The following is a 20,873-nucleotide window of genomic DNA, read 5'->3' on the forward strand; positions in this document are numbered from 1 at the left end:
TTTGGATTTCTCAAGAGAAGGTGTTACCTTTGGGGTCTCAAACACAAAGAAAAGACACATTTTCTTTAAAAATACAAGCTCAGTTTAACTGGGCTTTTTTTATTTAACTTCTGTCTACATATTGACTCTTTTAAATTTCATTCAACAAATATAGTAAACAAAATCGAATAATCAATAAAAATGCCATTTATTTTTATGTTTGTATCACAAACGTTTGTAATGTAAACCTTTTTTGCTATATTTACCAAATAAACTTTAGTATGACAGAACAAGAACTCGAATTATTTTACTCCCAGCTATCAAATAAAATAGTTGAGTTGAGATCTAACCTGAACCTTACACAGCAGGTTTTTGCAGATGAATTAAACATTTCGAGGGCATCGATTGTCAATATTGAAAAAAAACGACAACGACCTACGATTCATCTTCTTTATAAGATTTCCGTCTTAGCGCAGGTAGAAATGAATTATTTTTTTGATTCTTTCAATAATCAGAATTTGATGGATGGGAAAATTTCAGATAAAATAGACAAGAAGAAGCTTAATGAAGATGAAAAGTTAATGCTGAAAAATTATATCACTAAGCAATTTATTTCTAAAAAATAAAATTGTATCGAAATGATAAAGATTAAAGACATAGAAAGAAAAGCTCAAGAAATACTGTTACAATTAAAAATTAATAAAGCTCCAGTACCTATAGAAGAAGTCGTCGTGAGTTTAGGGTTAGTAATAGACAAGGGGATCTTTGGAGATACAATTTCTGGATTTCTTTTAACTAAAGAAAATGTGAATCTTATCGCGGTAAAATCAACAGAAAGTGAGGTCCGCCAAAGGTTTACTATTGCTCATGAGCTCGGACATTTTTTGTTTCACAGCACTAATAAGGATGATATCTTTATCTCAAATGTTCTTTTTAGAAATGAAAGTTCTTCTACTGGGGAAATAAGAATGGAGAGAGAGGCAAATTCGTTTGCAGCAGCGATTTTAATGCCGGCTAAGTTTATTAATGATGAAATACAAAATCTAAATAACAAGTTGACAGTAGAGGAAGCGATAAAAGATTTAGCTGACGTGTTCAAAGTTAGTGAGGTTGCTATGACCTATAGATTAACTAACCTTGGTTACAATATCTAAACGTGTAAGAACACTTTAAATATGAAGGCTTTTTTCATATTCAGTTGACAAAAGGGTGTTTTTAACAGATAGAGGTTCATAACTTTCGCGATAATTGGTGATTTATTCTCCGGTGATATTATTCTTTTTCATATAGAATTTGTTTAATTTGTTGATATATGTTTCATAAAAATACTCCCTATGTACTTCGCGTTAAAACAAGACAAAAATAGTTCGGAAGCATATTTGAACTTTTTGGAGGATATAATTGATCGAGGAAATAAGGAATATGCTATTATCTTCAGTCAAATAGTTGATCAAGCGCAAAGATTGGCTAAGACCGGAGATTTTTATTCTGTTGATAGTGATAGATTTGGCATCGTGAGCTATTTTTCTAGATTTAAGGGGGTTATTGATGGAATGGATTATAAAGCACTGCAAATAAACGACTATAGGAAATTGAAGAGTTGTTTAGAGCAAGAAGCAATCTGCTAACCTTATGTCACCAGAGCTTCTTAGTCTCCATGTGTCGCAGCTAAATAGGGCTGTTGGTAGATCAAAGACCAACAAATACGCAGATCCTAGAAAGCAAGATTACCATGCTTCGTTAATTGAACTATTTAGCAAAGTATCGACTACGGAATTTTCGAAGGCGAATGATACGGAGCGGAAAGAGTTGAAATCGATTTTAGATTTTTGTTTTTTAAGCATTGAATTTCTAGATAATAGCACGCTTGTTAATATTCCGTATGAAATTGTTTATTGTTTAGAGAAAGCGTTACAAGATTGGGATAATTCCAATGACTACATTATTGTAACGTCGCTTCAAAATAATCTTCTAAGTTATAGTTTTGATCCTACTTTAGCTTTAGATGTCACTATTTATGATTTGATAAGAGCTAAATATTCAATTGAATTTAGGCATAAATTAATTCAAATAAATTTGCCCAAATATCTAGCGCATGATTATCTAGCTAATGTTGTCCTCTATCATGAATTAGGTCATTTTATAGATCAGAGATTTAGAATTTGTAACAGGATAGCCATCATTTTAGGCTTGAATCCAGCGCAGGAAAATCATTATGAAGAATTTTTTGCTGATATATTTGCGTCTCAATATATCGGAAAAGCTTCTAATTTCTACTTGGGGTATATTGCGCATGGTGATGGAGATTGTCATACTCATCCTGCCACAGATAAAAGAATCACGATGGTTGAAGAGTATTTATGCGGCCACGATAATTCAATATTAGAGACTTTCAAAATTGCAGTGCCCGCTATAGTCAATAAAGAACTCTTTATAAATGATAAAAAGATAGACGACGGAGATTTTAGATGCTTTATACCTTCAGAGCCAGGTTCCAGTTTGGAACTTCATTCAATCTTTGAAGTTGGATGGGGCTTATGGCTGAATGAGATTGCGGAATATGATAATCGCGGAATTACTCGTGATCAAAAATATCGCATCATTAATAACCTATTGGAAAAGACAATAAGTAATTTCATGATAACTGAAAAATGGAAAGCGAATGTACCTAACTAAAGCTGAAATTCGTGCATTGTACGAAAAAGGTGAATTCGTCATCAGGCCTTTGCTTTCTAATGGCCAGTTCGGTGAGGTAACCGTAGATTTAAGGCTCGGGACAGATTTTCTCGTCAGTATTCAAGGACGCGAACCAGTAATTGATGCGACTGGAAATCCAGATGCCAAGCCGATTGCAAGTTTCTTTCAAGAAACCAAACGTTTAGTAGGCGAGGAATTTTACTTACATCCCCATCAAACGGTTTTATGCTCTTCTCTAGAATATATTAAGATACCCGACGACATTTTTATGGTTTTGTCTACTAGAAGTTCATATAATAGATTAGGGCTTTCATTAAATACCGTAGTCCAGCCCGGATACTGCGGATGTCTTTCGTTAGAATTAACTAACAGTAATAATAATCCGCTAAAGTTGTTGGTTGGGGCATCAATCATACAAGCAAGACTATTCAAGCTAACAGAAGGTACTAACTATTTCAATTCTGATAGAAAGTATTCATGCCAAGTTCGGCCAGTAGCTTCTCTTGCAAGCAACGATAAGGATCTGAGTATATTGCGAGACCTTTTTTTGAAGTAGGGTGTATAATTAAAACTTTTAGAAATCCTATTTAAGGACTTTGAATCAAAACATTGAGAAAGAATAGAGGTTTCGACTTTCTAGACAACATACTTGAGTGCAGCTGCAAGGGGATTACCGTTACACTTCATATTTTGCAGCCGTCTTAATTTTCAAATTCAGCTCTCTGATTAGTTCATTTTCAGCATTCGGATACGGCTCACTGGAATTGGTTTTAATAAATTTGCGCATTTTGTAGGCCTCCTCCTTCGTAATCTGGCCAGCTGATTGCCAGGCTGAAATTTCATTTATTAGATTATCCAAGCCGATTTGGTGAATTTGAATCAATGCCAACTGCTCCAATAAATTGGCTTTACTTCCAGTTGGTGTAAGCCCGGTTGGAGCTTTCATCTCCATGACAACGCTTTTGTATTCAGTTCTCCATACTTTGCAAAGTGTATTAATGAAGCTTTTTTCAAGTAAATCAGCAAGGAATAGTTCTCGTCTTTCAAAATGTTTGCCCAGTTTTCTGCAATATCGGACTTCAAAGCGAAGAACATTTTTATTCTGAAAGTACTGTGGTATCGGTGTCCTCTTTTTCTTCATTTCCTTTAGCTTATCGTAAAAAATGAGCTCCTTCTCCTCTGACGAATACCTAATCCCTCCATCTAGTACGATTTTTTGAAACCTGGATTTTTGACAAAAAAAATTGAAATACAACGCGACAGGATGTTTGACTAGGAAATTGCCTGAAAAGTCGAGACGCGACACTCTTGCAAGTCTGACGGGATACGCAGTTAGCGATTCTAATTCTGCAACCGACATTCTAAATTCATCAAAGTGCATAGGTGTTATGTTTTCGCCTTTACAGAAGACATGGAAGCTGCCTTCAATTACTACTCGACTAGTCTTAATGTTGACTTTTAGGTTTCTGATTTTAGCTTTAACGACAGGGGTACCATATTCGATACCATGGAAATATATGTCGATTGTAGACGGTAGGTTCTCAAGGAAGTTGAAGCTAGGGTTAAACTCATTAGTTAACACTAACTTGAGTGTGTCGTACATCATTTTTGAAATAATTTAGGTGACAAAATCAGACTACTCATCCCACTTAATAAGGAGAAGAAAAAAGCAGGAACTTACGTTCCTGCTTCATTTAACTTGCGATAGGCAGCTCCTTGGCGCTTTGCCGGAGGAAATCCAACTCATATTCTAATTCGCCATCGACTAGTTCATACCACAGGTTTTTCCTGTTGTGCTTCTGACCGCGAGCGATGAATATTTCAATCTCAGAGATGCCCTGAATTCTAAAGTCTTCATTTAAGAGCACAATTAAAGAATCATTAGTTCCTTTGACATCTCCATATCCGTAGGGTATTCCTGGCTCTGGAAATACAATGCTGCTGATGTTTTCTGACCGTTTTGTAAATGCCATATCTGGCCTCTCCGAACCGCTCCATTCAACTGGTCTAGGAATGAAATAAATTGACCATCCATCCGAGTTCGGATTTCGTTTGTTCTTGAGTAGAAATTGAAACCGATCATACTCCATCGTAGAGCGAGCAATCTCATACCTATATTTTGCCTTTTGCTCCTTGAGCTTTTTCGCTAGATAGTAGTCAGTAAAGTTCATTTGCACTTTCCAAACGAGTAATTTCACTTTCTAAAATAAATCCAAACGTCTCGATATTTTTGAGGTGTTTGTGAAAATATAGGTATTGTTCTTCTTCGATTTCAAGGTCTGTTGAGATTAAGAAAGAAAGGTCTTTTAGAAGAGTGCAATTCCCCGGTAAAATCCATTCATATGAACCGAGAAAACTCAATGCTGCTTTGTTCGTATCTCCAAGGGACTTATCTTGTTGTCGGGAATAACGGTCGAAAATTGAATTTAAATCGGGTAGAAAGGACATCATCCACTTCTTTGTTTCGAAATCGGAACTTTCTTCGTTGTAGATAAACCAAGACAAATCACCGAGGAATCTCCTAAGCTCAGAACCATGATAAGTACTTAGCAGCCATTGTACGCTTTTTAGATCCTTTACCAACATTATTTGCTTCCTCCCATATTAATGGTTACATACTTTGATGCCTGAGCATCTATTGAATCAATGGTGCTAATCGGATTTTGTTTTAAATATTGTTCAAGTTGAACACGGTCAAAATAAATCATCTTACCTCTTGGCTTAAAATGAGGAATTTCTCTGCTGCTTGTCCGTTTGTACAAGTCGCTTTTGGATATTCCGATATAGTTTGCTGCTTCATCAAAAGTCAACACATTTTTTTGGGCTAATGCTGCCTTTTCTATTCGATCAAGCTTCGTGTGGAAGTCTTTTAATTCCATTTTTTGATTTCTTTAACGATTAAAAAAAGGTATAACGTGTACTTTGTTCTACCTTGTTATTTTTGTTGCAACGGAACAAAGGTAGGCATGAGAAAACTGCTTAAACAAATGTAAATCAACAAAAAGAGCGACTACTTAGATTGTCGCTAAGTAATCGCTCTTGGTCGCGTCTTCTTTGAATCAGCAAGTTAAAGAGTCGCTAGTTTTTTGTGTATATTCGCAATAGCGTTACTTTCTTTGCTTCTTACCTTCTTGTTGTTAGCCAGTGTAAGTGGATTACCATCCTCATCAACAAATACCTTCGCGACTAAACTTTTATAAGTAGAAATATTAATGCCCTTTGGTATAAGTGGGACTAGTAGCTCACGTAGCGTCTGCTTGTTTTTGAGCCATTTTATCGGAACGCAGGAAGTTCTTTTATTGAAACTACCAAAAGCATATAAAAATGTTTCATTATTTGTTTCCTTCGGAATAAAAGAACCGACCAATAGTTCATATAGTAATTCTCGTTGTTTATCACTTAGTATTGTAGGTAAAAATGGGTGGTCATCTTTTTTTAGGTATTTTAAATCTATTCCGTTTTCTTCAGCAATCGATCTCAAGCTTATGGAAAAGCGATTGAAAACTTGTTCAGTCATAACGACAAATAGTTCCAATGCAGATACTAATTCAGAAACCTCTATGTATTTTTCGTTACTTTCGAAAAGACGAACCTCTTGCTTTTCGATTTTCCCGTTAATACTAGAAAGATCTGCCAAAGCCTTTGGTAAAGTCAGATACATCTTTCTCTCCTCGTTATAGTATTTAACAACTTCAATAAAGTCAAGTTTATCGACTAGTCGACGCGTAAGGCAAATTTCCAATTCTTCAGCTACCATGAGTGCGTATATTTTCCTTTCTGCCTCACCCATAAAGGATAAATTATAAAATATTCCATCTCTGCAATTCAGCAACACATTTAAGTCAAACGTTTCAACTGAACGATAGGGGTAATTCTGTGCTGGTGATCCAAGACATTCTTCAGACCTTAAATTGCGAGATATTTCGTCAAAGAAATTTCTTATGTTTTTCATTTTTTTCAATTAGATATACTGGGTGGTCATAATTCATAGTCCGGGAGAGAGTTGACGGCCTTTTTCTTAAGTTCGTCGACTACATGTAGATAAACCTCAGTAGTTTTTGTTGAAGAGTGACCAAGGATACTACTGACGGTCTTTATATCCGGTTTTTCATCGCTTGTTAGTAGGTTTACAGCAAGACTGTGACGAGCACAATGCCATGTTATGTGCTTATTTATGCCTACATTCTTAACGAGGCTATTAATAGTTTTTGTGGCCCATTTTCTTCCGGGTAAACTAAAAACAATCTCATCTGACGACCTGGTTTCGCCAATTAGTTTAAGTGCTGTTTTGTTGAGGTCAATTATAACTGGCTTGCCTGTCTTCTGCTGTTCGATTTTAAGCCTAGCAGCGGAAAAATCAATGTTGGAAAATTTAAGCGCTTTAACATCAACAAAACGTAAGCCTGTGCAAAGGCAAAATAGAAAAGCCTTTTTTATTTCGGGGCGTTTGCAAGGGGCTTTAGCGATAAGTTGAATTTCCTCATTTGTCAAAATATCTTTTTGCAATCCTATTGGCTTTTTGCAAATCAGTTCTGTGTCTCCCGGCTCTTTTTTTTGTGCGGGGCTCTTAGGAATAATATTTCTTGCTACCGCATTGTTCAGAATTTTCTTAAACCTTGCATAATAGGAATTTGCTCCTTCTCCTTTATGCTTTTCTTCAAGAAAAGCTATAAACTGAACGACCATTAACCTGTCGATCTGGTGAATTTTGAGGTGCTCCGGTTTGATCCTGTTTTGTTTGTTTATTAGAAATAGCTTGAAATCTTCAATTGCACCTTTGATCATCGCTTTGTCCTTTTTTGTGTAGTTCTCCAGATAACGTTGAGCAAAATCAAAGAATAATACTTTTTGTTTAGTGGGAGGGATATAGTCGAAGGCGAGATTATTTAATTCATTTTCGCGGTCTGTTCTAATTCTGTTTGCCAATTCGTAGTTTGCCTTGTTTTGTTCCTTGTCTATAGGACTTCTGGCTTTGGGGTTAATGTATAACTTCAGAAACTCATATGAACGTTGTCCGTCTCTGTAGATATCCAAATAGAGGCTGATGCTCCCGGATGCTAGTTGCTTTTCCCGGAGAACAACATTGTTCTTTTTGGTTCCTTTTCTAATTCTTTTTTCTGTTCCCATTATTTTCGGTTATTGTGCTCTTGTTTGCTAAAATAGTCACAAAAACAATCCGAGTAACAAACGGGTAACAAAAAATAACAAAAAAAGAGTAATTCAAAGGAAACTTGACTTACTTGAAAATAATGTAACCAGCTAAATAACAGGCATGTGTGTTTTCTTTTGATTTCGGTTGTTCTTTTGGTAATTACCTTGACAGGGTAGGGGTCACTGGTTCGAATCCAGTACAACCCACATATGGATCTAAAAAATAAATAGAAGTCCAGCGGTCAGATGACTGTTGGACTTTTTGTTTTCCCCTGCTATTTGTTCGCCGCACTATTTTCCCAAATTTTTCCCCCAATCACATCTCATAACCAATTATTCAACCAAATTCTTTCGCTTAAAAGCTGCCAAAGGTTGACCAAAGTTGCTGTTCGTGTATGCTATTCTGTCGTTTGATGAATTCTTTTAAACGCCGTGGATTTGTACCCTTATGTTTGAACCAGACTTCGAAGTTCAGAAATAAAGGTCCGGATTACAGTTAAACAATTATTTAAATAAAGAACAGAATTACCATGAAAAGAACAACTATTATTTTGACACTGCTACTGGCATGTCTGGGCTTAAACGCCCAGGTTTACATCAAGACAATCCAATTACCAGACCAACCCAACATGCCAAAACTTGGTCTTGTGGGCGGGTTCCAGTTGAGCAACTTTCACAGCACGGAGATCGGAGAGCCCAATGTGCAGGGAGGTTTTCATTTTGGACTTACTTACAACCTACCCATTTCTGAACGAATTTCATTTGAGCCGCAACTGATTTATTCGAAAAAAGGCGGACAAATAGATTACGCGCAGGTCGCCTACTTTTACTACTATACTGGAACATTACGCTACAGGCTTCACTACCTCGAAACACCCATTCTTTTTAACATTCATGCCAATAAAAGATTGGACTTTGTAATTGGAGGATATACCAGCTACCTGGCCGACGCCACTTTTAGTCTGACTACTCCCGTAGGCTATGGGTACGGCGAACTCAACTATGACGACTTTGAAAAATTTGATTTTGGAATGGTCGGTGGAATCGCGTTTAACTTCCCCTTTAGTAAGATGACCCTGAAATACTCGCATGGACTGCAAGAAGTAGCCAATGCCAATAGTGCTTACTTGTTTCTTGAAGGTGCACAAAATCAAGTTTTTTCAGTCTCTTTTACCCGGTATTTCAGGTAAATTCAGAAGTGCCGTTTAACGATTTTTTCGATCTAAACGCAAGTTTTACAATCAGATAAACAATATAACAGAGACAGAAACCACAGCCTATCTGTACAGCGCAGCTTTCAAATTAATTTAGGTGAAATCAGGACAGATTGTACCCTTTTCCTTGAGGCCTGATATCCCTTTGCCGCGAACACGACTTCTCTGGGATTTCGACATGAAACCATCGTATTTTTCAACCGAGTTCCGGCACGAGGATGTCCTCACAACAATACAAGCATGAACGTCAGATAGGCAAAAAAACAAGCAAACAATGATCTTGAAAAAAAACACAAGTTTTCTTTTAATGCTGACCACTGCTTTTTTAGGCCTATGGTTCTCACCAGCATCGGGGCAGACGACCAAACACAGCATTCGAGGAATAGTAAATGAAAAAAGCACAGGGGAAACTTTGCCTTATGCAAGTGTTATGGTAACCGGCACCAGCAATGGAACAACAACCAATGCTGATGGCTATTTTACCTTATTTAACCTCCCGGAAGGAGGCGTTGAACTGAATGTCCGTTTTTTGGGATACACCAATGCAACCGCCAGCATCACCGAAAGTGACTACGATCAACTCATCATTATTGAAATGGAACAGGAATCAAAAAATATCGACGAGGTTGTGGTTGCTGCACAGCAAAATATGATGAAAATGTCAGAAAATGTTGGTCAGGTCAGCATCTCGCCGAAGCAACTCACCTCGTTACCAAGCCTTGGAGAAAAGGATATTTTTCGTTCCATGCAACTGCTCCCTGGTATCAGCGGTACAAACGAGGCGTCGTCCGGCCTCTACGTGAGAGGTGGAACTCCCGATCAGAATCTTATTCTATTTGACGGGTTTACCGTTTACCATGTCGATCACTTCTATGGATTCTTCAGCGCATTTAATGCCAATGCAATCAAGGACGTTCAGCTGTATAAAGGCGGATTCGAGCCGAAATTCGGCGGACGCACATCATCGGTTGTTGAAATAACAGGAAAAACAGGAAACGAAAATACCTTTAAACTAGGAGCAGAAGTCAGCTCGATCAGCGCGAACGCCTACACCGAGATCCCCTTGGGGGGCAAAGGATCTATTCTTTTTGCAGTCCGCCGCTCTTATGCGGAAATACTTCAAAGCGGATTATACCAGGACATCTTCGACAGAACCAACAGCGAAACGACTGCACAAACCTATTCCAGCAGTAGATTTCAGCAGCAGGAAACAGAACCCGTTTTCAGTTTCTACGACATGAACCTGAAAGGGACTTACAAACCTTCGGACAAAGATGTCATCTCATTTTCCTATTATTCAGGAGCTGATAAGCTTGATAATACAACCGATTTCAATACAGCCACCCGGGGAAGTTCAGGCTCCAGCACAACCGTCGACATCAACACGGCGGACCTAACAAACTGGGGAAATCACGGGATGAGCGGGAAATGGGGACGAACCTGGAACAAACGCTTATACAGCAACACTGTAATTTCGCACTCCGAATTTTACAACGACCGCGACCGAACAACAAGGACTATTTTGACCCGGGAAGAAACCGACACAACATTGGTCGGACTTATTCAGAATAACGAAGTACTCGATTTCTCAATCCGCCAGGATTTTGAGTACGAGCTGAATGCGAAGCACAATCTTGCCGCTGGTTTTCACCTGACAGCCAACAACATTTCTTTCGAAAATTCGCTTAACGACACAACCCTACTTGATCTGCAAAATAAGGGAAATATTTATGCCACTTATCTCCAGGACAAATGGGACGTCAACAAAACAGTGAACCTTACCTACGGTGTCAGGCTTAATTACTTCGATATCACCAAAGAATATTATTTCGAACCGCGAATCCAGGCAGTCCTCCATCTTTCTCAACGTATTAAAACAAAAGCAGCCTGGGGAATTTATCATCAGTTCATCAACCGAAGTGTGCAGGAAGATATTCAAGAGGGCAGCTATGAAATATGGCTTCTTTCTGACGACGAGTTAATTCCGGTTCAATCGGCCACTCACTACATCCTTGGAGCTTCCTACGAAGTCGAAAACTGGCTATTCGATGTGGAAGCTTACTATAAAGACCTTAGCGGACTATCCGAACTCAACCCTCGTGTTGGAAGCAGTGTTGCCAGTTCGGACGATTTGCAGGACATCTACGCAAACTCTTTTTTCGAAGGAACCGGGATCTCGAAAGGAATAGAGTTTCTGTTACAACGAAAATTTGGGAAATACACAGGCTGGCTGGCTTACACGCTAAGTAAAACAGAACAAGAGTTCAAGGATATTTCCGATCATCCTTTTCCTGCCTTACACGACCAAACACACGAAATAAAAATTGTAAACAGTTATAAATGGCGTAAATGGAATTTGGCTGCAACCTGGGTTTATGCCACCGGAAGGCCCTATACCGCGCCGGCTGGAGGGTATTCACTAACTCTGTTAAATGGCAGCGAGCAATCCTACATCGCCTTGGGTGATAAAAACGGACAACGACTTCCATCCTACCACCGGCTGGATTTAAGTGCCACATACAATTTCAAAGTAGGTAAAGCTCCGGCTACAATCGGTTGCTCCATTTTCAATTTATATAACAGGTCGAATGTATGGTATAAAGAATTTACAATCGATTCTGAAAATGAAATTTACACCGAAACGAATGTCAACTTTATTGGCTTCACCCCCAGCTTGTTTGTCGGCATCGAATTCTAAACAAATCTCCCAAAAGCAATAAGCAATGAAAAACAAATTAATTATACCCTTTTTTATTTTCGGCAGTCTCTTCCTTTTTTCGTGTCAGGAAGAAAATGAGAGCGAGGAAACCGCAAACGACCCGATCGTAGAAGCGTACGTCTACGAAGGAAGTTCGAATATTGATGTGAAACTTTCTGAAATTATTCCATTTCAGGATCTGAACTCTGAAGATGAAACAATGATCTCAAACGCGGAAGTATCGGTCTCAATAAACGGAAATGAATTTCTGTTAGACGAAAAAAGCGACATGCCTGGACACTATACCTATGATGGTTCCGACATGTCAATACAAGCAGGACAAATCATTTCTTTTTATCTGAGATACAATGAAACAGATATAACGGCCAAAACCGAGGTTCCTGAAAAGCCTCAGGATGTTCAGCTTTCTGAATCCGTAAAGTACATCGAAGAAATTAATAACTTGATAGACCTTGCAAATATAGGCGAATCGTCTGTCGAGGTTTCCTGGTCTAATCCGGACAACTCTTATTACTATCTCACGGTAAAAAACATTGAAACTGATCCGGAAACAATTGATCCAAACAATTACATTCCTGATGTTGATGGCATCAATACGCCTCCCCTACCCACCGATTTCTCTATTTTGTGGCTCAATCAATTAAACGACTATGGCACCTACGAGATCATCGTTTACAAGGTAAATTCTGAATATGTGGACCTATACAACTCTCGTCAACAGAACTCACAGACCTTAAACGAGCCATTGACCAATATTGAAAACGGGTATGGCATATTTACGGCTTTTGCGGCAGACACTGTTTATTTGGAAATACTAAAACCATAGCAATTACAATTAGCTGGAAGTCAAATTTGGCGTCAGCTTTGCAACCCTCGCAAGCATTTCGTATTCAGAAAAAGAGAGTGGAGATCCAGTGATTTTCACTCTCTTTTTTTTGTGCTTTTGATTCCGATTCATCTAACGACGATCACCGGAGTTGAAACTTCGATAGTTAAGCTTTCTGCTGGATGTAAATTGAAGGTCTCCCCCAAATAGTCTCCGGTGATGGTTGACTTTCCGTTTTTATGAAATATCCTGTTATTTTTGTTTTTTTGATCAAGGGGGAGTGCATGAAGAAATTAACAGACGAAGCGATACTAAATCTTTTGAGGCGAGACAAGTCTCAGGGGATTCGCTGTCTATTCGATAAGTATTATGTCTCCTTAGTGGTTTTCGGCGAACAAATCGTGAAAGATCGCAACCAGAGTGAAGACCTGGTGCAGGAATTCTTTGTTCGTTTGTGGACGCACGACTACCTGGACAATGTTCAGGCTACCGACCTCCGTTCCTACTTGTTTCGAAGTATCCGCAATTCATCCCTCAGCAGTCTCAAAAAAAACGATTCCCTGAAAGAAGCAGTAGATCTTTTGGACATTCAGTTACCGGAAGACAACAATTTTTCAACGAATGACAGAAAAGTTGAATTAGCGCTTCGTGAAATAGAAAAATTGCCCGAAAGAACACGAAAAGCTATCCAATTAGTCATGCTGGAACGTAAAAAGTATCAGGAAGTTGCCGACGAAATGGAAATCTCTGTCAATACCGTAAAGTATCTACTGAAAGAAGGGACGAAAAAGCTTCGCGATCGCCTTCGAGACTCCGAAATGGAATTATTTTTACTTTTTTTCAGAAAGTGACCTACCCGTTTTGTCTTTTTGGTAGTCTTTAGAGAAAAGACGATCAGAATGACAAATGTACCCGAGCATATTTTCGACCTCATCATGCAGGATTTTGCAGAAGGATTGCCTCCTGGAAAATCTGTCGTGTTAAAAGAATGGTTGGAAGAATCTGCTGAAAATAGAATCGCTTGGAATGAACTATTCGATACCTGGCAAGCCGGAGCTATTGCGGGCTTTCCAGCCAATCAAACCAACGAGGCGTGGTCGAAGATTTCGAACAGTGCCAACACCACCAAAACAAGAAGGCTGAATTGGAAAGCTCTTTCCGCATCGGTTGCGGTGGCAGCTTCCATCGCTATAATTGTAGGTCTTTGGTTTGCCTTGGGTGGTCGCAACAGCAGCGACGCGCAATGGGCAAAACTGAATGAAATGGCAACAATTCCCAGTTCCGTGAAATTGGTTTTGAATTCAGGTGAAGAGGTTTTACTGCAGGATACCGTGGATCATGAGTTGGAATTGGACGGAAAACTGGTACACACCAAAAAAGGAGAGGTGTCGTATGTCGATTCTGCAGAGCAAGCTAAAACAGCCATTCCTGTATACCACGAACTGGTGGTACCTCGGGGAGGAGACTATGTGCTGACCCTTGCCGATGGAACGGTGGTCACAATCAACTCGGATTCTCATTTAAAATTCCCGGTTCTGTTTACCGGCGAAACACGCGAGGTTTGGTTAACCGGAGAAGCTTATTTCGAAGTGGAGCACAATCCGGCGAAGCCTTTCATTGTGCATGCGAGTGGCGCTGCCACGCGGGTGTTGGGAACAGAGTTTAATGTGAAAGCTTACAGAGATGATTCGTTTGAAGAGGTAACCTTGGTAAATGGATCGGTAGAATACAGCGCCGGAGAGAACCAAGTTCGGTTGAAGCCCGGCTACCAGGTGCATGCCGAGCTGAATTCAACTGATATTTTGAAAGCCCAGCCGGTTGACACGTATATGTATACAGCCTGGAAAGACGGAACAATGTATTTCGACGACATCAGTTTGGAGGAATTGATGATCCGCCTGAATCGCTGGTATGATTTTGATTACGAGTTTAAAGATGATGCGTTGAAAGAGCGCTTGTTCACCGGTGGTGTGAAGAAGAATGACGATTTGCAGAAAATCTTCAGTCTGATTGGAATGGTGAATGATGTATCGTTCTCAATCAAGGATAACCGAATATTGATGGATAAAAAATAAAGCAGCCGGGTAGTTGCGATACCTGACTGCTTCGAGTTCACTAATAGTGGGAATATTCCCTTAGTTAAATTGTTTAATCCTCAAATGTATGAAAAAATTTCTATGGAGAAGTTATGTCCGACCCGATCGGTGGTTGAGTGGCAGGTTAACCATTCTCGCTTTGCTGACTTTTCTTTGTGTGAGTCATTCTTTTGCATTGACTTTGAAAGATTTGCAGAAAAAGATAACGGTTAATTTCACGGAGGCTCCTTTAAAAGAAGTCCTGAATGAAGTGCAGCGACAAAGTGGGATTATTATCATGTACAGCAGCGAAAAGCTGGACGTTTCAAAGAAAGTAACGGTTAACGTGAAGGACGCAGAAGTTCGGGATGTTCTGACACTCGTGTTGGTCGGATCGGGTTTGACCTTCGATGTGGTCGATAGTTACATCCTGATTAAGCCCAGTCCGGTGGAGGAAACCAGGCCCGAAGCCGGTGAAATTCAGATTATCGGTCATGTGGGCGACGAAGATGGATTACCACTTCCCGGTGCGACGGTGATTGTGAAAGAAACCCGGGTTGGTGTAACGACCGACGGAAACGGCTCTTTCGCCCTTAAAACCCGCCAAGGCGAGACCACGACTTTGCTTTTTTCGTTTGTCGGATTGAAGACGCAGGAAGTCGTGTACAACGGAGTCAATCCAGTCAATATTCAATTGAAACGCGACGACAAAATTATCGGCGATGTGGTTGTTACCGGTTATCAAAACCTGGATAAACAGCGCGTTGCAGGAGCTGTGAGCAAAGTGGAACGCGATGACATGAACTTCAACACCATTAACTCGATAGAACAGGCTTTACAAGGGAAACTTCCTGGGGTTACCGTTCTGAATACTACCGGTGAAGTTGGAGTTCGCCAACGCACCCGTGTTCGAGGTACTTCAACTTTCATGGGAAACCAGGAACCAATCTGGGTCGTTGATGGAATTATTCAGGAAGACCCGCTGCCATTCTCGACCCAAACATTGGATAGCGAAGGTGGAATTTCAGAAGACAATTTCGATTTCATCCGCAACTACGTGGGGAATTCTATTTCGTGGTTGAATCCGAATGATATCGATGATATTACGGTGTTGAAAGATGCATCGGCAACGGCTATTTATGGTGTGCGTGCGGCCAATGGCGTGATAGTAATTCGCACCAAACAAGGTGAAGTTGGCCCATTGTCGGTTTCTTATTCACTCGGGTTGAATGTAGCTGAGCAAGTTACTTACGACAAATTGGAACTCATGAATTCGCGCGAACGAGTGGCTGTTTCCCGCGAGATTTTTGAACGCGGTTTGGTGGCCAGTTTTACCAATAACAACATTGGTTATGCCGGCGCGCTGCAACAATACCTGAACAAGGAACTTACTTACGACGAATTTAACGCACAGGTAGCGCGGATGGAATCGGTGAATACCGATTGGTTCAATATTCTGTTTCGCAATCCCTTCAGCCAGTCTCACCATGTAAGCCTGTCCGGAGGAAATCAGAAAATGCGGATTTATTCGTCCTTAGGATATACCAGCCAGAATGGTACGGCGATTGGAAACGACCAGAACACCTTGAATGCCAGTATCGGGTTCAACAGCCAGGTGAATGAAAAACTGAATGTTAGCTTTCGTTTAAGTGGTAGTAAATCAGAGACCAATGGGTTCAATGGCCTGAGTCCATACGAATATGCCAGTACGACAAATCGGGCCATTCCGGCCTACGACGAAGATGGCGAACTGTATTACTACGTGAAAGACAACGGATTTCTGTTCAATTACATCAACGAACGGGATCAGTCGGGCAATACTAATACGAGTCAAAGTATCAACTCCAATCTGAATCTTCAGTATAACATTTTGCCGGAGTTGAAACTGAATGTATTGGGTAGTTATAACATCAGTTCTACAACGGGAGTATCCTATGCAACTGAACGTACGAATTCAATTACCGCTATTCGTGGCTATGAATATGGAACCGTTAGCTCTACGGATGATGCTTATGCTCAATCTCGTTTACCCATTGGTGGATTGTACAACGAGGACGACAATAAATCTTCGAACTGGAACTTCCGGTCGACGCTTTCATACGACAAAGTTTTTAATCAAAAACATGCGTTGACAACCATGATCGGTTTCGAAATGCAAAGTGCGAAGTACGATGGTTATGCATCAACGGTATACGGTTATTTGCATGATCGCGGAAAGTCGTTTGCGAAAGTACCACCAACGATTACTTCTTATGGCTACTCGCTGGAGAATGGATTATTGGATGAATTTGATTACACGGTAACTGATAAGCTGACCAACAATGTTGGTTATTACTTGACCTTAAATTACGCCTACGATGGTCGCTATGTGGCCAACTTCAGTGTGCGTGGTGACGCTTCGAACCGTTTCGGACAATATCCGAATGAAAAATTCAATCCCGTTTGGGCCGGAGGTGCACGTTGGAACGTCAATCGGGAAAAATGGATGCAGGATGTGCATTGGGTTTCTGGTTTAAGCTTGCGCGGAACGTATGGTTTCCAGCGAAACATGGCAACCGATTTTAGTCCAAGTTTGATCGTGCGAATCCCGAACACAACGGCAACATCTCAGCTTTACGACGCGAATACGGGAGACTATTTGCTGAACATCAGCAACCTTCCTTATGAAGATTTGCGCTGGGAAGAAACAACTTCGTACAACATTGGAGCCGATTTCAGCCTCTTCAACAATAAAGTTTATTTCTCGGGCGACTATTACCAAAAGAAAGGGCAGGACATGATTACCCTGCTGAGTATTCCGGTAGAGTATGGAATGGAAACCATGCCGGTGAATGGTGGTAGCATGAAGAATAAGGGTTACGAGCTGACGCTTGGTTTTACACCTGTTCGTACCGGCAATTTTACCTGGAACCTGAATTTGAGTACTTCGAAAAATAAGAATGAAGTGACCAAAGTGGGTACGCAAAATCCAACCTGGAAATCAGCAGCTCAAGGCTCTTTGTTTAAAGAAGGTTATGCTGTTTCCTCTTTTTGGGCCTTCAAATCAGATGGTATTGATCCGGAAACCGGCTATCCGATTATCGACTTAACCGTTGCTGAAGGAGAGAATCCGGTCGACAACCCAACTTCTTACATGGAGTATGTCGGAAAATTGGATCCGGATTTCACAGGTTCGTTAGGGAACACCTTCCGCTATAAGCAACTTTCAATGGTCGCAAGCTTCTACCTGCAACTGGGAGGAAAGAAATTCCTGAGTCCAGCTTATGCGTCATCTGTTATGCCAACAGAGTACGAAAACTTGTCGTCGGAATTGAACGACCGCTGGACACCAGAAAATACCAGTGCGACAATCCCCGGTTTACCTGATGCTTACATTGTTCAGAATCCGGTAACTCTCCCGGGAACAACCAATACGGGCGAGACACTCTACGAAATGTACAACTACAGTACCGACAGAGTTGTAGACGCTTCGAGCTTGCAGCTGTCGATGCTTACCTTGAATTACAATTTTGGCGATAATATCTGCAAAAAACTGAACTGTCGTTCTGTAACACTTGGTGTATCGGCCTCAAACGTATTTACGATTGTGAGCAAAGACTTTCAGGGGCGTGATGCTGAAGTAGCCACAGGTAATCAACCTCGTACACGTTCCTATTCGCTTAATCTGAGTGTCAACTTTTAATGCAATTCAAAATGAAATTTCTAAAACCGACCATATATACGCTGGGGCTGTTGAGCATGGTGTTTTTGACCTCCTGCAGCAGCTTTCTGGAAGAAACCAGCCAGGACGAATTGATTCCGTCGAGCCTGGAGGACCTGCAGTCCACCATGTATGCCGAAGCCTATCCGTATAATTTCAGTTCAGATATGTTTCTGAACCTTTTAACGGATGAGCTGGTATGCCAGGGGTTAAACAACGATTATTACGTAACTCAATATTCCAACGGAACAGCCATGTTCCAGTTTGACAAGGCGATGTTTGATGGCGACTATGCAATCCCGTCAGATGCCAATTCCTGGAAGAATTACTACGAAAAAATAATGGGCTGTAACGTAGTGCTGGATTATCTGCCTTTTGTATCCGGCTCTGAATCGGAGAAGAATGCGGTAAAAGGGCAAGCTCAGTTCCTGAGAGGATTCTACTATTTGCGTCTGGCAATGATCTATTGTCAGCTGTATAATGCTGAAGGCGTAAATCCAGAGCAGGCGTTGGGTGTTCCACTGGTATTGACCATGGATGTGACAGATGATTTTCCGGTGCGTGCCAGCCTGAAAGATACCTATGCACAAATTGAAAGTGATTTGACGGAGTCCATCGCACTTCTGCGTGATAATTACGATGCGCCCTCAGCACACCGGGTAAGCTACCTGGCCGCTGAAGCCATGTTGAGCCGCATGTATTTGTACATGGGCCGCGATGAAGATTGGCAAAAGGTGGTTGATTATTCAACTGATGTACTAGCTGAAAAACCGACCTTGACGTACTTGAGCTCATTCAGTGCCGCATTTCACAACAAAGGTATCTATGACCTGGATGTGAGCGAGGAACCAATTTGGGTTTATGGCGTGGCTACTACAGCCAACAACGATTATTTACCCACACAACTTCAGTGGGGCAGTGTACCTCCTTACACTGTATCGTCAGAATTGAGCACTTTGTATGACGCCAATGATTTGCGCCTGTCCTCGTATTTCTACAGCGTGAATTACAACGGTGTTGACTATAATTTGAGACCGAACAAAATAGGGATGTATCAATCAAATTACGGCGATTGGGGGATCCGAAATGCCGAGGTGTATCTGAATCGCGCTGAAGCTTATGCTCGCTTGTACAAGGCGGGTGGCAGCTCTGATAATTTAGCCAATGCGCTCGCAGATTTGAATTACCTGCGCCAAACGCGTTATGCCACTGGTACGTATGAGGATGTTGACATGAATGATGCCGACGCATTACTGGCTTTTTGCCTGGAGGAGCGTCGCCGCGAGTTGTGTCTGGAAAACAGTTTGCGCTGGTTTGATATTAAGCGTCTGAGCTTGTCAGTAACGCATACTTACATGGACGCAGCCGGGGTTTCTTCGGACTATACGCTGGACTCGGGCGACCCGCTCTACGCGTTGCCTATTCCGTACGATGCGATTAACCGAAACTACAAGTTGGAGCAAAATCCACGCTAGAGCATGTTTTCAACCACAAAAAATGACGTAAAATGAAAATTAAAAATCTATATACCATTCTTGCTGCGGGCTTGCTTTTGTTTTCAGCATGCGTTAAAGAAGAAGGCGAATTGGAACCTTCGGGCATAGAAGATGGTTACACGGTGCCTCAGGGAACCAACGATTTCGATGCAACCATTGTCGATTATTACAATCGATTTGGATCATGTTTGTTGTATGAATTTACAGAGAAGGATGTTTACTGGACGCCATCGAAATGGCAAAACGGAACGCCGACTTCAGAAGATCAAGACGGAGTAACCGGGCTGTATGTTACGATGCCCGATCTGGACTATATAGCTCCGCAACTGGACTTGCTGGATAAAACCTGGTTTAGTTTGTACAACGACCAGTTTTTGAAGGAATTTTTACCGGTTAAAATTATGCTTTGCGATACGGTAGCCTATTGTGATTACGACTGGTCAACCTGGCCGGCTACGATTGCACCAACACTCCAGTATGCCTATTACAATTACGACAACATTAGTGTTGGCTATGCCAATGAAGCTGTTTTAAACATGACTTCTTACGATACGCTTACTTTTGCCCGTGCCGTTAACCGCGCTTTTATCGAGAGTATGGCGGGTCGTGATAAGCTTGAGCCAACAACGGTGTTTGTTGCATCAACCAGTTATGCGAATGTTTCGACCTTGTATAACAATACTGACATTTGGGGAGTGGGAGTTTTCCAGCCTTACTATCAGGCTTCTCCCGAGAATGACTGGCAGAACTTCGTTTTGATGATGGTCTTATATTCGGAGGATTATTTAAATCGTGAGGTGAGTTACGTTAGCGAATGGGACTGGGAAGAAACAAGCTGGGAAGGCATCTTCACCAGCCAGAAAGATGTGAACGGAATGATGAAGAAGCGTTACGACATTGTTCGTAACTACTACATCGACAACTACGGAATCGATCTGCAAGAGATCGGTAATACAATCGGGCAGTAGCCACTTGTCCTGAAATTCAAAAGCAGAAATTAGATACAATAGTTTCGG

The 20,873-nt window shown here is 40.8% G+C and carries 19 protein-coding genes and 1 tRNA gene; 14 read left to right on the forward strand and 6 right to left on the reverse strand.

Annotated elements, in window-relative coordinates; all coding sequences use genetic code 11:
* The first annotated feature begins 260 nt into the window (after nt 1-260).
* From BC643_RS14280 to dcd, 5 genes are all read left to right on the forward strand, one after another.
* Entirely contained in the window at nt 261-605 is a 345-nt protein-coding gene (locus tag BC643_RS14280) for a helix-turn-helix transcriptional regulator (RefSeq protein ID WP_120273721.1), read from the forward strand.
* A gap of 12 nt (nt 606-617) precedes the next feature.
* Complete coding sequence (locus tag BC643_RS14285) at nt 618-1,133, forward strand: ImmA/IrrE family metallo-endopeptidase (RefSeq protein ID WP_120273722.1); 516 nt, start codon at nt 618-620, stop codon at nt 1,131-1,133.
* Nucleotides 1,134-1,313: 180 nt separating this feature from the next.
* Nucleotides 1,314-1,607: a hypothetical protein gene (locus BC643_RS14290; RefSeq protein WP_120273723.1), complete on the forward strand. Its 294-nt coding sequence runs from the start codon at nt 1,314-1,316 to the stop codon at nt 1,605-1,607.
* A gap of 4 nt (nt 1,608-1,611) precedes the next feature.
* Nucleotides 1,612-2,655 carry a hypothetical protein gene (locus BC643_RS14295; RefSeq protein WP_120273724.1) on the forward strand — a complete coding sequence of 348 codons (1,044 nt, stop codon included), beginning with the start codon at nt 1,612-1,614 and terminating at the stop codon, nt 2,653-2,655.
* Nucleotides 2,642-3,232: a dCTP deaminase gene (dcd, locus tag BC643_RS14300; RefSeq protein WP_120273725.1), complete on the forward strand. Its 591-nt coding sequence runs from the start codon at nt 2,642-2,644 to the stop codon at nt 3,230-3,232. Before BC643_RS14295 ends, dcd begins: the two co-directional genes overlap by 14 nt.
* 120 nt (nt 3,233-3,352) lie before the next feature.
* On the opposite strand, the gene BC643_RS14305 is transcribed toward dcd, so the two are convergent.
* The 6 genes from BC643_RS14305 to BC643_RS14330 all read right to left on the reverse strand — a co-directional run bounded on the left by BC643_RS14305 (nt 3,353) and on the right by BC643_RS14330 (nt 7,803).
* Nucleotides 3,353-4,282, reverse strand: coding sequence for a phage/plasmid replication domain-containing protein (locus BC643_RS14305; RefSeq protein WP_120273726.1), 930 nt, complete (start codon nt 4,280-4,282; stop codon nt 3,353-3,355).
* Nucleotides 4,283-4,370: 88 nt separating this feature from the next.
* Nucleotides 4,371-4,847 carry a hypothetical protein gene (locus tag BC643_RS14310; protein ID WP_120273727.1) on the reverse strand — a complete coding sequence of 159 codons (477 nt, stop codon included), beginning with the start codon at nt 4,845-4,847 and terminating at the stop codon, nt 4,371-4,373.
* On the reverse strand, nt 4,834-5,262 hold the full coding sequence (locus BC643_RS14315; protein ID WP_120273728.1) for a hypothetical protein: 429 nt from the start codon (nt 5,260-5,262) through the stop codon (nt 4,834-4,836). The genes BC643_RS14310 and BC643_RS14315 overlap by 14 nt, the downstream gene beginning before the upstream one ends.
* On the reverse strand, nt 5,262-5,555 hold the full coding sequence (locus tag BC643_RS14320; RefSeq protein WP_120273729.1) for a helix-turn-helix domain-containing protein: 294 nt from the start codon (nt 5,553-5,555) through the stop codon (nt 5,262-5,264). The genes BC643_RS14315 and BC643_RS14320 overlap by 1 nt, the downstream gene beginning before the upstream one ends.
* Before the next feature lie 188 nt (nt 5,556-5,743).
* Nucleotides 5,744-6,628 carry a hypothetical protein gene (locus BC643_RS14325; protein WP_147377234.1) on the reverse strand — a complete coding sequence of 295 codons (885 nt, stop codon included), beginning with the start codon at nt 6,626-6,628 and terminating at the stop codon, nt 5,744-5,746.
* Nucleotides 6,629-6,654: 26 nt separating this feature from the next.
* Nucleotides 6,655-7,803: a site-specific integrase gene (locus tag BC643_RS14330; RefSeq protein WP_120273731.1), complete on the reverse strand. Its 1,149-nt coding sequence runs from the start codon at nt 7,801-7,803 to the stop codon at nt 6,655-6,657.
* Between the two features lie 167 nt (nt 7,804-7,970).
* On the opposite strand from BC643_RS14330, the gene BC643_RS23410 reads away from it, so the two are divergent.
* The 9 genes from BC643_RS23410 to BC643_RS14370 all read left to right on the forward strand — a co-directional run bounded on the left by BC643_RS23410 (nt 7,971) and on the right by BC643_RS14370 (nt 20,825).
* Nucleotides 7,971-8,034, forward strand: a tRNA-OTHER gene (locus tag BC643_RS23410).
* A gap of 323 nt (nt 8,035-8,357) precedes the next feature.
* A complete protein-coding gene (locus BC643_RS14335) occupies nt 8,358-9,017 on the forward strand; it encodes a porin family protein (RefSeq protein WP_120273732.1) in 660 nt (219 codons plus the stop codon).
* 298 nt (nt 9,018-9,315) lie between these two features.
* Nucleotides 9,316-11,739: a TonB-dependent receptor gene (locus tag BC643_RS14340; protein ID WP_120273733.1), complete on the forward strand. Its 2,424-nt coding sequence runs from the start codon at nt 9,316-9,318 to the stop codon at nt 11,737-11,739.
* 25 nt (nt 11,740-11,764) lie between these two features.
* Nucleotides 11,765-12,586 (forward strand): DUF4249 family protein, encoded by an 822-nt coding sequence (locus BC643_RS14345; protein ID WP_120273734.1) that lies wholly within the window; start codon nt 11,765-11,767, stop codon nt 12,584-12,586.
* 284 nt (nt 12,587-12,870) lie between these two features.
* Nucleotides 12,871-13,437, forward strand: coding sequence for an RNA polymerase sigma factor (locus BC643_RS14350; protein ID WP_170154565.1), 567 nt, complete (start codon nt 12,871-12,873; stop codon nt 13,435-13,437).
* A 48-nt stretch (nt 13,438-13,485) separates the two neighbouring features.
* Nucleotides 13,486-14,661: a FecR family protein gene (locus tag BC643_RS14355; protein WP_120273736.1), complete on the forward strand. Its 1,176-nt coding sequence runs from the start codon at nt 13,486-13,488 to the stop codon at nt 14,659-14,661.
* An 88-nt stretch (nt 14,662-14,749) separates the two neighbouring features.
* A complete protein-coding gene (locus tag BC643_RS14360) occupies nt 14,750-18,343 on the forward strand; it encodes a SusC/RagA family TonB-linked outer membrane protein (protein ID WP_120273737.1) in 3,594 nt (1,197 codons plus the stop codon).
* A gap of 11 nt (nt 18,344-18,354) precedes the next feature.
* Nucleotides 18,355-19,836 (forward strand): RagB/SusD family nutrient uptake outer membrane protein, encoded by a 1,482-nt coding sequence (locus tag BC643_RS14365; protein ID WP_170154566.1) that lies wholly within the window; start codon nt 18,355-18,357, stop codon nt 19,834-19,836.
* 32 nt (nt 19,837-19,868) lie between these two features.
* Entirely contained in the window at nt 19,869-20,825 is a 957-nt protein-coding gene (locus tag BC643_RS14370) for a putative zinc-binding metallopeptidase (RefSeq protein WP_120273739.1), read from the forward strand.
* The last annotated feature ends 48 nt before the right edge of the window (nt 20,826-20,873 follow it).

Origin of the sequence: Mangrovibacterium diazotrophicum (assembly GCF_003610535.1) — a bacterium.
GTDB classification, from domain to species: domain Bacteria; phylum Bacteroidota; class Bacteroidia; order Bacteroidales; family Prolixibacteraceae; genus Mangrovibacterium; species Mangrovibacterium diazotrophicum.